The 17,667-nt window shown below is 70.7% G+C and carries 18 protein-coding genes; 12 read left to right on the forward strand and 6 right to left on the reverse strand.

All coding sequences use genetic code 11. The annotated features are described in order from the left end of the window. Position 1: 1 nt before the first annotated feature. A complete protein-coding gene (wrbA, locus tag ACWC9R_RS24525) occupies positions 2-625 on the reverse strand; it encodes an NAD(P)H:quinone oxidoreductase (protein WP_450734525.1) in 624 nt (207 codons plus the stop codon). Positions 626-768: 143 nt separating this feature from the next. Next, positions 769-1,434 carry a leucine efflux protein LeuE gene (gene leuE, locus ACWC9R_RS24530; RefSeq protein ID WP_450734527.1) on the reverse strand — a complete coding sequence of 222 codons (666 nt, stop codon included), beginning with the start codon at positions 1,432-1,434 and terminating at the stop codon, positions 769-771. Positions 1,435-1,548: 114 nt separating this feature from the next. Here leuE and ACWC9R_RS24535 point away from each other — a divergent pair, with 114 nt between their 5' ends. Continuing rightward, positions 1,549-2,307, forward strand: a complete 759-nt coding sequence (locus ACWC9R_RS24535; protein WP_450734528.1) for a MerR family transcriptional regulator — start codon at positions 1,549-1,551, stop codon at positions 2,305-2,307. Between the two features lie 51 nt (positions 2,308-2,358). On the opposite strand, the gene ACWC9R_RS24540 is transcribed toward ACWC9R_RS24535, so the two are convergent. After that, complete coding sequence (locus ACWC9R_RS24540) at positions 2,359-2,727, reverse strand: YbjQ family protein (protein ID WP_450734530.1); 369 nt, start codon at positions 2,725-2,727, stop codon at positions 2,359-2,361. Between the two features lie 201 nt (positions 2,728-2,928). Between ACWC9R_RS24540 and ACWC9R_RS24545 the strand changes: the two genes are divergently transcribed. Both ACWC9R_RS24545 and ACWC9R_RS24550 read left to right on the forward strand, forming a co-directional pair. After that, positions 2,929-3,630, forward strand: a complete 702-nt coding sequence (locus tag ACWC9R_RS24545) for a DedA family protein (protein WP_450734532.1) — start codon at positions 2,929-2,931, stop codon at positions 3,628-3,630. A 238-nt stretch (positions 3,631-3,868) separates the two neighbouring features. Beyond that, positions 3,869-5,608: a threonine/serine ThrE exporter family protein gene (locus ACWC9R_RS24550; RefSeq protein WP_450734534.1), complete on the forward strand. Its 1,740-nt coding sequence runs from the start codon at positions 3,869-3,871 to the stop codon at positions 5,606-5,608. Between the two features lie 114 nt (positions 5,609-5,722). On the opposite strand, the gene ACWC9R_RS24555 is transcribed toward ACWC9R_RS24550, so the two are convergent. Further along, positions 5,723-5,971, reverse strand: coding sequence for a hypothetical protein (locus ACWC9R_RS24555; RefSeq protein WP_450734536.1), 249 nt, complete (start codon positions 5,969-5,971; stop codon positions 5,723-5,725). An 86-nt stretch (positions 5,972-6,057) separates the two neighbouring features. Next, positions 6,058-6,792, reverse strand: a complete 735-nt coding sequence (locus ACWC9R_RS24560; RefSeq protein ID WP_450734538.1) for a DUF4232 domain-containing protein — start codon at positions 6,790-6,792, stop codon at positions 6,058-6,060. A gap of 561 nt (positions 6,793-7,353) precedes the next feature. Here ACWC9R_RS24560 and ACWC9R_RS24565 point away from each other — a divergent pair. The 8 genes from ACWC9R_RS24565 to ACWC9R_RS24600 all read left to right on the forward strand — a co-directional run bounded on the left by ACWC9R_RS24565 (position 7,354) and on the right by ACWC9R_RS24600 (position 15,120). Further along, positions 7,354-9,198: an ABC transporter ATP-binding protein gene (locus tag ACWC9R_RS24565; RefSeq protein ID WP_450734540.1), complete on the forward strand. Its 1,845-nt coding sequence runs from the start codon at positions 7,354-7,356 to the stop codon at positions 9,196-9,198. After that, entirely contained in the window at positions 9,195-10,679 is a 1,485-nt protein-coding gene (locus ACWC9R_RS24570; RefSeq protein WP_450734542.1) for a phytoene desaturase family protein, read from the forward strand. Before ACWC9R_RS24565 ends, ACWC9R_RS24570 begins: the two co-directional genes overlap by 4 nt. A 419-nt stretch (positions 10,680-11,098) precedes the next feature. Next, positions 11,099-11,752: a class I SAM-dependent methyltransferase gene (locus tag ACWC9R_RS24575; protein ID WP_450734558.1), complete on the forward strand. Its 654-nt coding sequence runs from the start codon at positions 11,099-11,101 to the stop codon at positions 11,750-11,752. Between the two features lie 39 nt (positions 11,753-11,791). Continuing rightward, positions 11,792-12,139, forward strand: a complete 348-nt coding sequence (locus ACWC9R_RS24580) for a transposase (protein ID WP_450734544.1) — start codon at positions 11,792-11,794, stop codon at positions 12,137-12,139. 105 nt (positions 12,140-12,244) lie between these two features. Next, on the forward strand, positions 12,245-13,222 hold the full coding sequence (locus tag ACWC9R_RS24585; RefSeq protein ID WP_450734545.1) for an alpha/beta fold hydrolase: 978 nt from the start codon (positions 12,245-12,247) through the stop codon (positions 13,220-13,222). Positions 13,223-13,224: 2 nt separating this feature from the next. Beyond that, positions 13,225-13,806, forward strand: a complete 582-nt coding sequence (locus ACWC9R_RS24590) for a hypothetical protein (RefSeq protein ID WP_450734547.1) — start codon at positions 13,225-13,227, stop codon at positions 13,804-13,806. Positions 13,807-13,934: 128 nt separating this feature from the next. Next, positions 13,935-14,117, forward strand: a complete 183-nt coding sequence (locus tag ACWC9R_RS24595; RefSeq protein ID WP_362611144.1) for a linaridin family RiPP — start codon at positions 13,935-13,937, stop codon at positions 14,115-14,117. Between the two features lie 145 nt (positions 14,118-14,262). Beyond that, a complete protein-coding gene (locus tag ACWC9R_RS24600; protein ID WP_450734549.1) occupies positions 14,263-15,120 on the forward strand; it encodes a hypothetical protein in 858 nt (285 codons plus the stop codon). Between the two features lie 195 nt (positions 15,121-15,315). Here the strand turns inward: ACWC9R_RS24600 and ACWC9R_RS24605 are convergent, their stop codons facing one another. Continuing rightward, entirely contained in the window at positions 15,316-15,810 is a 495-nt protein-coding gene (locus ACWC9R_RS24605) for an inorganic diphosphatase (RefSeq protein ID WP_085923328.1), read from the reverse strand. Positions 15,811-15,896: 86 nt separating this feature from the next. On the opposite strand from ACWC9R_RS24605, the gene dacB reads away from it, so the two are divergent. Then, a complete protein-coding gene (gene dacB, locus ACWC9R_RS24610) occupies positions 15,897-17,471 on the forward strand; it encodes a D-alanyl-D-alanine carboxypeptidase/D-alanyl-D-alanine endopeptidase (RefSeq protein WP_450734551.1) in 1,575 nt (524 codons plus the stop codon). Positions 17,472-17,667: the final 196 nt, after the last annotated feature.

Genomic DNA, 17,667 nt, shown 5'->3' on the forward strand with positions numbered 1-17,667 from the left:
GTCAACTGGCCTGCGAAAGGCCGTGTTTGATGGCTTTGGTGAACTTCACGACACGCTCCGCCTGGATGCGGGCGGCGGTGCGTGCGTCGTCGTCGGGCGGGATGTCGGGCCCGCCGACGTGGGAGGTGCCGTAGGGGTTGCCGTCGCGGAACTTCGCCGGGTCGGTGTAGCCCGGCGTCACGAGGATGCCGCCGAAGTGGTGGACGGTCTGGTAGAGCGCGAGCAGCGTGGACTCCTGGCCGCCGTGCCGGGTGGCGCTGGCGGTGAAGCCGCTGTAGACCTTGTCGGCCAGCTTGCCCTGCTGCCAGAGGCCGCCCAGGGTGTCGAGGTACTGCTTGAGCTGCGAGGTCACGTTGCCGAAGCGGGTGGGGGTCCCGAAGAGCACCGCGTCCGCCCAGAGCAGGTCCTCGTGGGTGGCCTCCATGATGTCCGCGGTCGCCGCGGCGTTGGCCGCCCAGGCCGGGTTGGCGTCGATCGCGGTCTGCGGGGCGAGTTCCGCGGCCCGGCGCAGCCGGACATCGGCCCCCGCGTGCTCGGCGGTGTCCGCGATCAGCCGGGCCAGCTCGGCGACGGTGCCGGTCGACGAGTAGTAGATGACGGCGACATGGACGTCGTGCACGGACATCGGCATACCTCCTCGAACCCGACAATAAGGGCATAGGGGGTATGGGGCCTCCAGGGTTCACCCAGTGGAAGCGCGACGGGCGGGCGGCCGTCCCGGAGGGCCGCCACCCGCCCGCAGCCGCGCGGCGGCCGCCGCGCTCCGGCTCAGCTCGCGCTGGCCAGCGACAGCTTCGCGGCGAAGCCCAGGAACGCCGCACCCGCGCCCGCGGACAGCCCGGCCGTCAGCCGCCTGCGGCGGCGGAAGGTCGCCGCCAGAAACGTCCCGCTGAAGATCAGGACCGACAGATAGGTGAAGCTGAACAACTGCGCCCAGGCGCCCAGCGTCAGGAACGACAGCACCGGGTGGGCGTACGACGGGTCCACGAACTGCACGAAGAAGGAGATGAAGAACAGGATCGCCTTCGGGTTGAGCAGACTGACCACCAGCGCCCTGCGGTACGGCCGCTCCACGGCCTCCTTCGGCTCCGCGGGCACCGCGTCGTCCCGCCCGGCCCGGCGCGCCTCCCGGCCGCGCCACAGCGCCCAGGCGCCGCGCAGCATCCCGACCGCCAGCCAGGTCAGATAGCCCGCACCGGCGAACTTGACCACGGCGAACAGCACCGGGGTGGTCTGCAGCAGCGAGGCCACCCCGCCCGCCGACAGCGTCATCAGCACCGTGTCACCGCACAGCACCCCGGCCGCCGCCCGGTACGCCACCCGCGGACCGCGCCGGGCCGCCACCGACACGACGTACAGCGAGTTCGGGCCCGGCAGCAGAATGATCAGTGCGAGCCCCACCAGATACGTGGACAGATCCGTTATCCCCAGCATGGGGCGCAGGATCTCACCCGCCGATCCGGCGCCTCACGGGTTTTCATCATGCGGACTTGCACCTCACGCGGCGTGAGGTCCGATCGTGGAGCACGTACCCGGAAGGGAGCGGAAGTGGGCTATTCGGTAGGACAGGTCGCGGCCTTCGCCGGTGTGACGGTGCGCACCCTGCACCACTACGACGAGATCGGGCTGCTCCAGCCCGGCGAGCGTAATCACGCAGGTCACCGGCGCTACGGCGAGGACGACCTGGACCGGTTGCAGCAGATCCTGTTCTACCGGGAGCTGGGCTTCCCGCTCGAGGAGGTCGCGGCCCTCCTGGACGATCCGCGGGCGGACCCGCAGGAGCATCTGCGGCGCCAGCACGACCTGCTGACCACGCGGATCGGCAAGCTCCAGAAGATGGCCGCCGCCGTCGAACACGCGATGGAGGCACGCAGGATGAACGTACGGCTCACACCGGAGGAGAAGTTCGAGGTCTTCGGGGACTTCGACCCCGACGCGCACACGGCGGAGGCCGAGGAGCGGTGGGGCCACACCGACGCCTACAAGGAGTCGCAGCGCAGGACGGCCGCGTACACCAAGGAGGACTGGCAGCGGCTGACGGGGGAGCTCGACGCCCTCCACCACAAGATGGCGGACCTGCTCGCGCAGGGGGTGGCGGCGGAGTCCGCCGCGGCCATGGACGTCGCCGAGGAGCACCGGCAGTTCATCTGCGGCGCGTACTACGACTGCTCGCACGAGCTGCACAGCTGCCTCGGCGAGATGTACGTCACCGATGAGCGCTTCTCCGCCACCTACGAGGCGATCAGGCCCGGCCTCGCCGTCTACCTGCGGGACGCGATCCTGGCCAACGCGGTCCGCCACCTGTGATCCGTACGGGCCGGGGAGCGCGCCCCCGGCCCGTAGGAGCCCTCCGCGGGGTCAGCTCTGCGGCGAGAGCACCACGGCCGTCCCGTAGGCACACACCTCGGTGCCCACGTCGGCGGCCTCCGTGACGTCGAAGCGGAACATCAGCACCGCGTTCGCACCGCGCGAGCGGGCCTGCTCGACCAGCCGTTCCATCGCCTGGTTACGGGTCTCGACCAGGGTCTTGGTCAGGCCCCGCAGCTCGCCGCCGATCATCGACTTCAGGCCGGCGCCGATCTGGCTGCCGAGGTGCCGGGAGCGCACCGTCAGGCCGAAGACCTCGCCGATCACCCGTTCCACGTGAAACCCCGGGACGTCGTTGGTCGTCACCACCAGGACGTCGGACTGCGCGCGCTGCCCACCGCCGTACTCATCGATGCCCATGGTGCGCACCTCCTCACGGCCAGCATCACCCGGCGCCGTGGGGGCGGCCAGCGGTCGGGGGCCGTCGGGTGGGCCGGGGGCGTCTGGAACCATGGCGGGGTATCCGGCGTTGATAGTTTTGGCCGTACACGCGCCGGTATCCCGTCGCCTCGCCCGCCGCACCGCATGTTCCGGCGCCCTCGACCCAGGAGCCTTCACCCCGTGAACACTCTCGCGCTCGGCCCCCAGTGGCTGGACCCGGACTATCTGATCGCGACGTTCGGCCTGATCGGCGTCCTGGTCATCGTCTTCGCGGAGTCCGGCCTGCTGATCGGCTTCTTCCTGCCGGGCGACTCGCTCCTGTTCACCACCGGCCTGCTGGTCACGACGGGCAAGCTCGACCGACCGCTGTGGCTGGTGTGCACCCTGATCGTGCTGGCCGCCGTCCTCGGAGACCAGGCCGGCTACCTCTTCGGCCGCAAGGTCGGCCCCTCGCTCTTCAAGCGCCCCGACTCCCGCCTCTTCAAGCAGGAGAACGTGGAGAAGGCGCACGAGTTCTTCGAGAAGCACGGCCCCAAGTCGCTGATCCTGGCCCGCTTCGTCCCGATCGTGCGCACGTTCACCCCGATCATCGCCGGTGTGAGCCGGATGAACTACCGCTCCTTCATCACCTTCAACCTCATCGGCGGCGCCCTCTGGGGCGCCGGTGTCACGCTGCTCGGCGCCTCGCTGGGCAAGGTCCAGTTCGTCCACCAGCACATCGAGCTGATCCTGGTCGCGATCGTGCTGGTCTCCGTCGTGCCGATCGTCATCGAGTACCTCCGCGCCCGCGGCAAGAAGAAGAACGACGCGCCCGCGCCCGCCACCCCCCAGGACGGCGCTCCCGCGGAGCCCGCGCGCCGCGGCCGGCACGCCAAGCGCTGACCCCGCGCCCGGTCGCCGCCGGACCCCTTCCCACGCCCCGCCCCCCGCGCCTCACCTGCCCCAGGTCCGGCCGCCGGGGGCGTGCGTTCTTCCGGCCCGGGGCAGGCGGGAGAGGGTGAGCTCCCGAACCAGGCACGGCGCCCCAGCCGAAAACGCCCGCCCCGAGGAAGCGCAGCCCACAGCCATCAGGCATCGTGTCCTTGACATCCGTCAGGAGGCTAACGAGGAGCGAAGAACGGTGGCGTCGGACCCACAACGCGGCCAGCGCGGCAGCAGCGGCAGCGGCAGCAGCGGTGCCCCGGACCCGAGCGGTTCCGCCGAGGACCGCAAGCCCGTGTCGGACGAGGCACACAGCGCCTTCACCCCTCCGCTGGGCGTGCCCTACCCGCCCGCTCCCGAGGAAGAGCACCCCACCTCCGAGTTCGCGCTGCCCGCGGGCCTGCGCCCGGACGCCCCTGCCGAGCAGGAGGGCTCCGCCTTCACCCTGCCGAGCAGCACCACCGGCCAGACCCCGCTGCCCACCCCCGTCGGTGCCACGGCGATGAGCGCCTTCACCCCGCCGCACGGCATCCCCGCCGTCAGCCTGACCAAGGAAGCCCCCTGGCAGGACCGGATGCGGACGATGCTCCGGATGCCGGTCCACGAGCGTCCGGTCCCCGAGCGCTTCGAGCGCGGCGACGAGGAGACCGGCCCGGCCGTCCCCCGTGTCCTCGACCTGACGCTGCGTATCGGCGAGATCCTGCTCGCCGGCGGTGAGGGCGCGGAGGACGTCGAGGCGGCGATGTTCGGCGTCGCGCACGCCTACGGGCTGGAGCGGGTCGAGCCGACCGTCACCTTCACCCTGCTGTCGATCTCCTACCAGCCGTCGCTGGTCGACGACCCGGTCACCGCCAGCCGGACGGTACGGCGCCGCGGCGTCGACTACACCCGGCTGTCCGCGGTCTTCCGGCTCGTCGACGACATCGCCTCCGAGGGCATCACCCTGGAGGAGGCCTACCGCGGCCTCGCCGAGATACGCCGTAACCGCCACCCCTACCCGAGCTGGGCCCTGACGGTGGCCTCCGGGCTGCTGTCCGGTGCGGCCTCCATGCTGGTCGGCGGTGGGCTGCTGGTGTTCGTCGCGGCCGCGGTGGGCTCGATGCTCGGTGACCGGCTGGCCTGGCTCGCGTCCGGGCGCGGGCTGCCGGAGTTCTACCAGTTCGTGGTCGCCGCGATGCCGCCCGCCGCGGTGGGTGTCGCCTTCGGCCTGGCGCACGCCAATGTGCAGGCCTCCGCGGTGATCACCGGTGGTCTCTTCGCGCTGATCCCGGGACGGGCCCTGGTCGCCGGCGTCCACGACGGCCTGACCGGCTACTACATCACCGCCGCCGCCCGGCTGCTGGAGGTCGGCTACCTCATCGTCGGCATCGTCGTCGGCGTCCTCAGCGTCCTGTACTTCGGCCTCCAGCTGAACCCCGGCCTCAGGCGGCTCAACCCCGAGCAGGCACTGGGCGCGTACAACGAACCGCTGGTGCAGATCGTCGCGTCCATGCTGCTGGCGCTGGCGTTCTGTGTGCTGCTCCAGCAGGAACGTCACACCGTGGCGTTCGCGACCCTGAACGGCGGTGTCGCCTGGGCCGTGTACGGCGCGCTGCGGGTCGCCGAGATCAACCCGGTGCCGGCCACCGCCATCGCGGCCGGGCTGGTCGGCCTCTTCGGGCAGTTGCTCTCCCGCTACCGCTACGCGTCCGCGCTGCCCTATGTCACCGCGGCCATCGGCCCGCTGCTGCCCGGTAGTGCCACCTACTTCGGCCTGCTCAACTTCGCCCAGGGCCATCTGCCGGAGGGCCTCACCTCCCTCATCCAGGCCGCCTCGCTGGCGCTCGCCATCGCCGTCGGAGTGAACCTCGGTGCCGAGATCGCCCGGCTGTTCCTGCGCGCACCCGGCATCGAGGAGGCCGGCGGCCGCCGGGCCGCCAAGCGCACCCGAGGCTTCTAGCGCCCCCGGCGGGCCGCAGGAGCGGAAAGGCCGCTGCCCCGGTGTGACACACCGGGGCAGCGGCCTTTCACGGTTCGGCGCCGGCGGGAGGTGCCCCCGCCGGGCGGATGCCGGTCAGCGGTTGAAGATCGGCATGATGGCCTTGCTGTCGTCGCACCACACCTCGTGGTACCCGTTCGCCTGGGCGTTGGGGAGTTCCTTCGCCTCGCACTCCGCCTTCGAGGGGTACCTCTCGGCGCCGACGGGCACCCAGCCGTCGCCGGGCGGCGGGGCGGCGGAGGCGGTGGCGGCGGCCAGCGGAATGGCGACCACCGCGGCACCGGCGGCGAGACCGACACGGACACGCGTGCTCCACGACTTCATCGTGCTCTCCTTGCTCGTCTTCGACGCTCCGAGCTGGTCCTGCTCAGAGAGGTTCTGGTCCGCTGCCCCGGGCCGTACCGAGAGGGTCAGCCGATGGGGTTGACGAAGGTGACCGGGTGGGTGGCGCTCCGCTGGTCGGTGAGCGCGCCCCAGGGCCAGTCCAGGGTCAGCGAGGTGGTCTCGTTCGGCGGGGTGATCACCGCGGAGGCGGGCTTCCAGGAGCCCTCGTCCTTGGACAGGCCGAGGTTGATGGTGAAGTCGGTGCTGTCCCCGGGCTTCAGGGGGATCGAGCCGTGCTTGGCCGACGAGCGCTTCAGCGACCAGAGCCCGCCGCCGTTCTCGGCCTTGAGGTCCACGCCCGGGAAGCCGCCGATCACGCAGTTGCGGCTGCCCTTGTTGGTCAGCACGATGCTGGTGGTCGTCGCCCCCGCCGCGTTCGGGTCCGGGGCCGCGTCCTCGCCCGTGGCGAACGACGCCTTCAGCTCCGAGGTGTGGCAGCGGGAGCCCGAGCCCGCCTTGCCGCCGCCCGAGGCCTGCGCGCTGCCCGACTGCTTGCCCGCGGCACCCGCCTCGGCGCCGTCCTTGCCACCGTCCTTCGCACCGGGGTCCGCCTGGGCGTCGGAGCCCTGCTCCCCGGTGGCGGAGCCCGCACCGCCGGATGTGGCGGCGGCGCCCGCTTCCGCCTTGTCCGCGGGCGCCGCGTCGGTGACGTCCGAGCCGGAGCAGGCGGTCAGGGTGAGACCGGCGACCGCGGTCAGGGCCGCGACGGCGAGACGCAGGGTGCGGCGGCGAGGTGTGCGGGCGGTGGTGGTGGAGCTCATGTCGGGTCCCCCAGGACAGTCGGTGACGGTGCTTTCTCGGTACGTCAACCACTCTGGCCGGGGCCGCTGTCGCGGTGCTGCCGCCGCGCTAACGTCCCGCTAACACCGGTGTCAACAGCGGGAGTACGTCCGGGAGAGCCCGAAAAGCCCGCACATGGGCGCCCAGTTGGGAAGCGCGCGGCCTCCTGCCGGGATCAGGGGTCACCGGCCGGGCAAGGCCACAGCCACGGGCGCCCCGACCCGCGACGACCCACCGCGCAAAGAAAAAAGAAAGCAATTAACTGAGGCCGTCGCGTGCGTTCGCCATTCACGGAAGGAATGCGCGGCGGGCAGTCAACTAACGCATAACTTGATACCGGGCGCCATGTTAGCTTCGAGCCTCTTGACGGCGGACCCATCAGACCGGGCTCTCGCGCGCACGAAGCGACCGTCGTCAAAACGGGGGGAGCACTCATGGCGAGTCATGCGCACCACGCGAGCCTGAGAGGCGGGACCAAAAAAACCGGCACCGGGTCGGTCGCAAGTGTCTCCAGACAGCACACCACACTACTGGTCTCGGGCGTGCTGCTGGGGCTGCTGGGGGTGGCGTCCGCGCTCACCCAGCCCTGGGCCATCGGCAAACTGATCGAGGCGGCGGGCAGCGGCGGCTCGCTGGCCGGCCCCATCACCCAGCTGGTCGGGCTCTTCTGCGCGGGGGCCCTCTTCTCCTCGCTCCAGGCCTACATGATCGGCCGGGCCGGGGAGAATATCGTCTTCGACGTCCGCGGAATCCTGACCGGACGGCTGCTGCGCGCCGATCTCACCGCATTCGGAAAGCATTCCCAGGGCGATATCTTCACCCGTACGGTCACCGATACCTCCTTGGTGAAGATCGCCCTTTCGCAGAGCCTCGCGCAGCTGATCGTCAGCGGCGCCACGGTCATCGGCGGCGTCGTGCTGATGTTCCTCATCGACCTGTGGCTGATGGTCATCACCCTGGGCTGCCTCGGGGCCGCCAGCGTCGTCTCCCTCCTGCTCGCCCGCAAACTGCGCAAGGTCGCGCTGGAGAACCGCGACGACACCGGCGAGTTCGCCAGTGACATCCAGCGCGTGCTCTCCGCGCTGCCCACCGTCAAGGCATCCCGCGCCGAGCACCGTGAGGCCGCGCGCATCGGCAGGCTGGCCGACAAGACGCGGCGTTCGGGCATCCGGGTCAACGCCTACAACGCCCTGCTGATGCCGTCCATGAACGTCGGCACACAGGGCGCGCTGGCCGTCGTGGTGGGCGTCGGCATGACCTGGGTGGCCCGCGGCGAGATGAACATGGCCACCCTGACCTCGTTCATCATGTACCTCTTCCAACTGGTCTCGCCCCTGGTGACGTTCTTCATGGGGGTGGGCCAGTTCGTCCAGGGCCGGGCGGCGATCCAGCGGGTCGACGAGCTGGCCCGGATGCCCCAGGAGGGCGACGGGTCGGCGGACGCCCGGCCCCCGATGTTCTTCGGGCCGCTGGCCGAGCACCGGCCGGCGGTCGAGTTCCACAACGTGCGGTTCGCCTACCGGCGCGGGAAGCAGGAGGAGCTGACGCAGGTGCTCGCCGGTGTCTCGTTCACCGTGCCGGCGCGCGGGCTGACGGCGGTGGTCGGGCCGTCCGGCGCGGGCAAGACCACCATGTTCCAGCTGATCGAGCGCTTCTACGCGCCGGACGGCGGCCGCGTCCAGCTCAGCGGCCAGAACATCGAGAGCCTGCCGCTCGACACGGTCCGCGGACTGGTCGGCTACGTCCAGCAGGACAGCGCCGCCATGCGCGGCACGGTCCGCGAGAACCTGACCTACGCCAACCCCCACGCCACGGACCAGGAGATCCAGGAGGCGGTGGAGATGGCCGGTCTCGCCTCGGTGGTCGCCGGCCTCCCGCACGGCCTGGACACCGAACTCGGCGACCAGGGCAGCGGGTTGTCCGGCGGTCAGCGCCAGCGGCTGTGCATCGCCCGCACGCTGCTGCAGAAGCCCGCGGTGATGCTGCTGGACGAGGCCACCTCCAACCTGGACTCCGACTCGGAGCGGGACTTCCGGGACGTGCTGCGCCGGATCTCCGGGCAGTGCGCGGTCATCGCCATCGCCCACCGGATCTCCACGGTGGTCGACGCCGAGAAGATCGTGGTGATGGAGGGCGGCCGGGTCCGGGCCACCGGCGTGCACCGGGACCTGATGGAGCACGACGAGCTCTACCGGCGACTGGCGGGCTCACAACTGCACGCCGGGGCCGGCCTCGTCACGCCGGTGGCCGCCCCGGGCCATGCCGCCCCGGTCCCCATGGAACCGTGGACCCCGCCGCCCGCCCTCGCCATCGGCTGGCCCGCGTACGCCGGCCTCGCCGAGCAGACGGTCCGCCTCCGGCCGATCAGGGGGGACGAGCGGTGGTGAGCGCGTGCGACGCGGCCATCGTGGGCACCGGACCCAACGGCCTCGCCGCCGGTGTGGTCCTGGCCCGGGCCGGCCTGCGGGTGGAGCTCTACGAGGGAGCCGAGACCATCGGCGGCGGGCTGCGCACGGCCCCCCTCTTCGACACCGGCGTCGAGCACGACCTCTGCGCCGCCGTCCACCCCATGGCCGCCGCCTCCCCGTTCTTCCGGGCGTTCGGCCTGGCGGCCCGCGGGGTCGAGCTGCTGCACCCCGAGATCAGCTACGCCCACCCCCTGGACGGCGGCCGCGCCGCCCTGGCCCACCGCTCGCTGGCCGCGACCTGCGAGCACCTGGGGCCCGACGGCCCGCGCTGGCGGCGGCTGATGGGCCCGCTGCTGGAGCACAGCGAGGGCATCGCCGACCTGCTCCTCTCCGCGCAGCGCCGGCTGCCGCGCGACCCCGTGGCGGCCCTGCTGCTGGCACGCCGGGTGGCGGTCCACGGCAGCGGGCTCGGCGCGGCACACTTCCGGGGCGAGGAGACGGCCGCCCTGCTCACCGGAGTCGCCGCGCACGCGGTCGGCCCGCTGCCGAGCCCGGCGGGCGGCGCGGTGGCCATGCTGCTCGGCCACCTCGCGCACGGGACCGGGTGGCCGCTGCCGCGGGGCGGCAGCGGCCGGATCGCCGAGGCGATGGCCCAGGACATCACCGCGCACGGCGGCGTCTTCCACACCGGCCACCGCGTGACGGACCTGGCCCAACTGGGCCGCGTACGGGCGGTGTTGCTCGACACCGCACCCAAGGGGTTCCTCGCCGTGGCGGGCGACCGGCTGCCCCGCTCCTACGCGCGCGGCCTGGAGCGCTACCGCTACGGCCCCGGCGCCGCCAAGGTCGACTTCCTGGTGTCCGAGCCGATCCCCTGGGCCGACCCCGCGGTGGGCCGCGCCGGAACGGTGCACCTGGGCGGCACCCGCGCCGAGATGGTCCGGCAGGAGACCGCGAACGCACGGGGCGTACGGACCGCGGAGCCGTTCGTCCTCCTCGTGGACCCGGCGGTGACCGATCCCGGCCGCGCGCTGCCCGGGAAGCGTCCCGTGTGGGCCTACGCGCATGTGCCGAACGGGGACCCCACCGACCCCTACGACCTGGTGCGCGCCCGTATCGAGCGCTACGCCCCGGGCTTCGGGGACACGATCATCGACCACCGCTCCACGTCCGCCGCCGCGTACGAGGCCTACAACCCCAACTACGTGGGCGGGGACATCGGTTCCGGTGCGATGACGCTCCGCCAGAGCCTCGCGCGGCCCGTTCCCCGCCTCGACCCCTACCGCACACCGCTGCCCGGCGTCTTCCTGTGCTCCTCGGCCACCCCGCCGGGGCCCGGCGTGCACGGCATGTCCGGCTGCCTGGCCGCGCTCTCCGCGCTCCGGCACCGTTTCGGTATACGCAATTTGCCCAGCCTGTCGCCCAAGTCTGATTCCTTCGAATTCGGGCGTCCCGGTTAATGCCGGGCCGGGCGGGTCTGCCGCTCCGTCAGTCAACCCCAACTTCCCGCTTCTGCTGTGGAGTACGCCACCGGTAAGCCACTGGACACGCCATTGCGGCCTGATATTGTCTGAATGTAGGTACCCCCCCACACGTTCCGTTGAGACGTCATCACGCAATCGACAGGTTCTGCTGGTCTGACCAACCACGCGGACGGCTTCGCTTCCCTTGCGTCGCCGGCTCGTCGGCGTATCACGTCGTGCCTCGTTCGAGCTCTTCGGCTTCGCGGCATTCCCATCGGCATCGGCAGTGGGGATAAAGAGAGGAAGCTCGGGTGCACAACGGGGTTGAAGACATTGGCTATGGCCGGCAGTTCAAGGGCTGGTACGACCGGCTGATCCCGGATGACGGGGTTACCACAGAAGCGGTAAAGGGACTGTTGGCCCTCCATCCCGCTCCTGAGGCCGGAACCCTTGAGTTCGGAGTCGGCACCGGACGGATTGCCCTCCCGCTCTCCGAGGGCGTCGGCCGTGTGACGGGCGTGGACTCGTCACCGGAGATGCTGGACGCGCTGCGCGTCAAACTGAAAGACGGCGGAGACGTCGACCCGGTGTACGGGGACTTCCGCACCTACACCTCGGAATCCCGTTACGGGATGGTGTACGCCGTCTGCGCGACCCTCTCGATCCTGTGCACCGCCGAGGAGCAGCAGCAGGCCGTGCGGCGAGCGGCCGCCCTGCTCGCCCCCGGCGGGCGGCTGGTGATCGAGACGCACAACAAGCCCTCCATCCTGGACCTGCACGAGGGCAGCACCCGCACCACCTACTTCGTCCCCTACCCGGAGCCCGGGACCGGTGTGCAGACCCATTCCACGCTGCTCGACGGCGGTCTGTGGCACTGCTCGCACATCCTGTACCAGGCCGACGGCACCACCCGGGTGGGCTCCGAGGTCACCCGGCTGACCACGCCGGACGACGTCGACGGCTACGCCCGCGCGGCCGGGCTGGAGTGCGAGGCCCGTATGGCGCGGTGGGACGGCACCCCGTACAGCGAACGGGAACCCATGTTCATCTGTTGCTACGTCAAGCCGTGAAGGCGCACACAGAAAACGGATGACGAAAGAGGGTTGACCGTGGGACGTCCTCCGATATTGCCAGCCGACAAGAAATTCGCTCTCGTACTGAGAGTGGTCACCGGCGAACTGACCGCAGCGGAAGCCGCTCGAGAGGCCGGGGTCTCCGAGCAGTCCGTGTCGAACTGGCGCCGGCAGTTTATTGAGGGAGGCCGTAATGGCCTCGCCGGCGAGAGTGGCAGAGGAACCGAGAATGCCTCCCGGGTCGCTGAACTGACCCGGGAAATCGCCTCACTGAAGGCCACGATTGGCGAGCTTTACCTGGAACTCCGTAACTGCAGTCGGAGCCCGGCCGTGCGTGTTCCCATGCAGCGTGGGAAGACCCACCCGGCCGCCAGAGTAAAGTAACTCGTTATTTTACCCCGGAGTTGCGTGCTAAGTTCCGGGGTAACAGCCACTTCTAATCACGGGGGAGGGAATGTGGCGTCTCTTGAGCGCCATTTTGCCGTAGGCATGGCTGGACTGGCCGGCGCAAGTCTTCTGACCGGCGCGGTGACGCGATACACCGGTAAGCGCGAGCGTGCGCGTCGTTATCAGCTGCATGAAAGGCCGGACGGGAGCCTCGTCGAGGTCGACGTCCACATTCCTCCTCATGCGCAGCGCGCCGTACTGTTCGACAACGGTATGGGTGCGCCCCAGGAATACTGGGACTGGGTCTGCGGCGCACTGCCCGAAGACATGGGGTACGTGCGGTTCAGCCGTCCCGGCTACGGGCTCAGCACACCGGACACCCGCTACGGCCTGGAGCCGCACTTCGAGCTGCTGCAGGAGCTGCGCGACACCTATGTCGCCGGCCTCCCGGTCGTCCTGGCGGGCCACTCCCTGGGCGGATACTTCGTCGCGGCCTACGCGTCGCTGCATCCGGACGCGGTGGAGGGCGTGACCCAGGTGGTCATGATCGACGCCACCGAAGTGGTCAGTCTGCGCCACTCCCGCCGCACCGACGTCGACCGGTGGTCCCATCAGCGGATGCTGATGGAGCAGGTGTTCGCGGCGACCGGTCTTTCGGTCTTCCGCCCCGCCATGAACACGAACCAGCAATACCGCCCGGACATCAACCGGAGCTACACGGCCTTCCTGTCGGACTCCCGCACCTGGGCCAAGGCCTACCGGGAGTACCGGGACGCCATGACCTATCCGGAACTGTCCTCTCTGGACTGCCCGTTGACCGTCATCACGGCCGAGAACAACGTCGGTGACAACACCCTGCACGCCGGGATACAGGCCAGGCTGGCCGTCATCTCGGAGCGGGCCCGGCACCACTTCGTCGCGGGCTCCGATCACGAGTCCATCCTCGCCGTGCGGCCGCACGCCGAGGAGGTGGCGGAGCTGATCGCCGGCGAACCGCCCTCCGGGCCGCTCGGATCGTCGTGGCAGCCGTCCACCAAGGGGCGCCGGAGCGCCGCGGAACGGGTGGAGGAACTGGCGTGATCATGAAACTGGACACCGAACGCGTCAAGACGGCCGCCGTCACGGCGTCACTGGCCGCATGGCTGGTCGCGACGGCCGCGGCACAGATTCCCGAGCAGCGCTTCGACAACCTCATGCGCCGCGGGAAGGTGCGGATTCCGACCCCGAACTGGCGCTTCTTCGGGCCGAATCCCGGAACCAAGGACAACCACCTTCTCTACCGGGACATCACGGACGGCAAGCCCGGTGAGTGGACGGAGGTTCCGATCGTCCGTGACCGGCCGTGGTACGCGCTGGCGTGGAACGCACGCAACCGGCCCCCGAAGGCGCTGTTCGACGCGACCCAGCACACCCTCGCCCAGGCGGTCGCCTTCGGTTCCGAAGTGCTCCCCGTGACCACGGCGTCCGGATACCGGCTGCTGGCCCGCTACATCCAGCTCCACCTGCCCCATGCCGAAGGTGCCTCGCACTGCCAGTTCATGCTGCTGCACTCGCACCTCAACAGCCCGGAAGACCGGCACATCGATCCCGTCTTCGTCTCCCTGGAATTCCCGTTGGACGGAGACGTCACTCCCGACAACGCACCGTCTCTGGTTGCCGCATAGCGAGCCGATCAACCCCCTCGACTGGAAGCCGCGAGCTCACTCGGCATCCCGTGCCGCGTGAGTCCGCGCCCTCCCGCCGAACGGCTGGAGAACTCGCTCAAAGACTTTCTTAGAGAAAGAGGAACGCAATGTCCATCGTGGCTGACTTCGCCAACACCGAGCTGGCCGACGTGACCCCGGGCCGTATCGGCAACGACGCGACCCCGACCATGCTCACCCCGCTGGCCACCCTGGCGACCCCCGAGGGCGTCGCCGTGACCTCCGCGACCGCCTACGCGCTGCACGAGGTCACCAAGGACATCCAGCGCTGAACCAGCCGGCCGGCAGGCGATGCTGACCGGCATCGTTAGCCCCGTCTGAGAAAAGACACGGCGGCACGGTACGCCCGATACGCATACCGTGCCGCCGTTTTCCATACCCACCGTACTCGCATCACATCAACGGGAGCACCCATCCATGTTCCTCAGCGCTCCGCCCGAGGTCACGGCACGCCGAGTGGCTTCGCTGGGTACGCTGGTCTCCGCACTGGAAATGCTGAGCCAGACGCGTAAGTTCGAAGACGGCGAAATGCTGAGCGGGCAACTGGCGAACATGCGCCCCCAGTTGGCCAAGCGGTTTCCCCGGCTGACCCGCGCCCTCAACTCCAAGAAGGCAGCGGTCGCCCTCTACGGGGTCCAGGCGGGTGCTTCCGCCGCCACGCTGATCTGGGGCCACAAGCGCGGCGTACGCGCGGCCGGCAGCGCCGTGCTGGCGGTGACGGGTGCGGCCGGGCGGCTGCGCTCCCCCTTCGGCGGCGACGGCGCCGACCAGCTCCAGCAGGTGATCAACGTCGTCCTCGCCTCGACCGGCACCTTCAAGGACGGCGAGAAGGCCCGCGACGTGGCCATGCGCGCACTGGCCCTGGAGACCACCATCTCCTACGTCGCGTCCGGCGTGGTCAAGCTGGTCTCCCCGGTGTGGCTCAGCGGCGAGGCCTTCAGCGGCGTCATCCGTACGCACAACTACGGGGACCCGCGCATCTTCGAACTCGTGCACAAGTACCCGATGCTGGGCAAGCTCATCACCTGGGGAACGATCGCCGCGGAGGTCGGCTTCCCGCTGGTCTTCGTGCTGCCGAAGCCCGCTGCCAAGGCGTGGCTCGGCTCGATGACGGTGTTCCACCTGGGAATCGGGCAGTTCATGGGGCTCAACCGCTTCGTGCTGGCCTTCGGCGCCACCCACCCGGCGCTTCTCTACGTCCTGACCCGGAACGAACAGCGCGCGGCGCTGCCGGCCGGGAAGACCGCCGCGGCTCCCGCCCTCACCTCTGCCTGAGGAGGGCGAAGGCCGCCGGCCCGTGGGTGCTCCACCGGTACCCGTACCGCGAGAAGTGAGCCGAGCACGCAGCCCCGACACGCACGACGGGCGGCACCCGACCGGGTGCCGCCCGTTCGCGTACGAAAAGCGGAGCGCGCACCTCCCCGTGCGGGGCCGTTCCCGGCCCCGCCGGCGAGGTGCCGGGACGCTACGTCAGTGCGCGCCGCCCTGCGCCTCCAGGCGCTTGAAGGAGGCCTCGATCTCCGCCTCGGCCTCGGTGCGGCCGACCCAGTCGGCGCCCTCGACGGACTTGCCGGGCTCCAGGTCCTTGTAGACCTCGAAGAAGTGCTGGATCTCCAGGCGGTCGAACTCCGACACGTGGTGGATGTCCCGCAGGTGCTCCACCCGCGGGTCGGACGCCGGCACGCACAGCAGCTTGTCGTCGCCGCCGGCCTCGTCCGTCATCCGGAACATGCCGATGGCGCGGCACTTGATGAGGCAGCCGGGGAAGGTCGGCTCGTCCAGGATGACCAGGGCGTCCAGCGGGTCGCCGTCCTCACCCAGGGTGTTCTCGACAAAGCCGTAGTCGGCCGGGTAGCTGGTCGAGGTGAAGAGTCGACGGTCCAGGCGGATTCGACCGGTCTCGTGATCCACCTCGTACTTGTTCCGCGAACCCTTCGGGATCTCGATGGTGACGTCGAACTCCACGGGTGGCTCCTCCATGATCAACACATACGTCTGGTGATTAAGTGTCCCCCACGCAGGTGTGTGGTGGCGAAAGGGGCTGGTCCGAGGTGCCGGAGACCGGAAAGTGGCAGGTCAGATGGCAGTCGGCCGAACGAGCCGCGCGGTCGGCGACGCGCGCGGCGGTCCGGTCGGCACAGACTGCGGTCGCGACCACGCAGCAGGTATGGCACGCCACACCGCGCCATACCCAGCAGACCTGGCAGCTGACAGCGGTCTCCGCAGCCACCGGCCTCGCGGTCGCGGTCGTCGCGGTGGCGGCGTCCGGGCCGTGGGACTCGGGTCAGCGTACGGCCGAGCGGGCCGAGGCGGCGGCGATGGACGGTGCCAGTGGCGAGCATCACGCTCCGGACACCCGGCCCGCGCCCAGCGCACCGCCCGTCCTGCCCGCGCTCGGCGGCCGCGCACACGGTGCCGCGGGCCGTGGTGCGGCGCCCGCCCCCACCGACGCCGGGCTCGCCGACGCGCTCGCACCGCTGCTGAAGGACCCGGCGCTCGGCCCGCTGCGGACCGCCTCCGTGCTGGACGTGGCCGCCGGCCGCGAGGTCTTCGGCGACGGACAGGGCAAGGCCGCCACCCCCGCCTCCACCGTCAAGCTCGCCACCGCCGTCGCCGCGCTCTCCGCACTCGGCCCCGACCACCGCATCGACACCACCACGGTCCTGGCCGGCAAGGACCGCCTCGTCCTGCTCGGCGGCGGCGACCCCACCCTCACCGCCCGCGCCCCGCGCTCCGGCGCCGAGGAACAGCCAGCCAACCTGCGCACCCTCGCCGACGCCACCGCCCGCGCCCTCAAGAAGCGCCACACCACCAAGATCAGCCTGGGCTACGACACCTCCGCCTACACGGGCCCCGCCGAGCACCCCATCGGCCCGAACGAGAACATCGCCCCCGTCACCGCCCTGATGACCGACGAGGCCCGCCTCGACGACTCCGACCACGGCACCGCCCCCCGCGACGCCGACCCGGCCCGCACCGCGGCCCGCACGTTCGCCGATCTGCTCCACGACCGCGGCATCACCGTGCACGGCGACCCCGCCGGCGCCAAGGCTCCCAAGAAGCGCGAGCGGATCGCCGCCGTCCACTCCCTGCCGCTGTCCGCGCTCGTCGAGCGGATGCTCACCCACAGCGACAACGACATCGCCGAGGCCCTGGCCCGCCAGACCGCCCGCGCCTCCCGGCAGCCGGCCAGCTTCGCGGGCGCAGGAAAGGCCGTACGCACCGCCCTCCAGCGCGAGCACCTCCCGCTGTCCGGCGCCGTCTTCGAGGACGGCAGCGGCCTGGACCGCGACGACAAGGTCACCGCCGCCCTGCTCTCCCGCCTCCTGCTGCACGCCTCGTCCCCCGACCACCCGGCCCTGCGCCCCGTCGTCACCGGCCTCCCGGTGGCCGCCTTCACCGGCACCCTCAGCAACCGCTACCGGGGCCAGAGCGCCGGCGCCGGCGCCGTACGCGCCAAGACCGGCACCCTCACCGGCGTGAACACCCTGGCCGGCACCGTCGTCGATGCCGACGGCCGCCTCCTCGTCTTCTCCTTCATGACCACCGGCACCACCGACCCCCAAGGCGCCCAGACCGCCCTGGACAAACTCGCCTCAGCAGTAGCCAACTGCGGCTGCCGCTAAGCAAAACCACCAGAGAAGGCCACCCACCGGACAGCCACCCACCGGCCGGCCCCCAAGAGAAGCCCCCAACGGAAACCCACCCACCAAGCCCCACCCCCACCCACCTCCCCCAACCCACCCACGGGAGGGGACGGGCCTCCGGGGTCTCATGTGCGGACGTAAAGCGAAGCAGTCCGCACATGAGACCCCGGAGGCC

This window comes from Streptomyces sp. NPDC001219 (genome assembly GCF_053597915.1).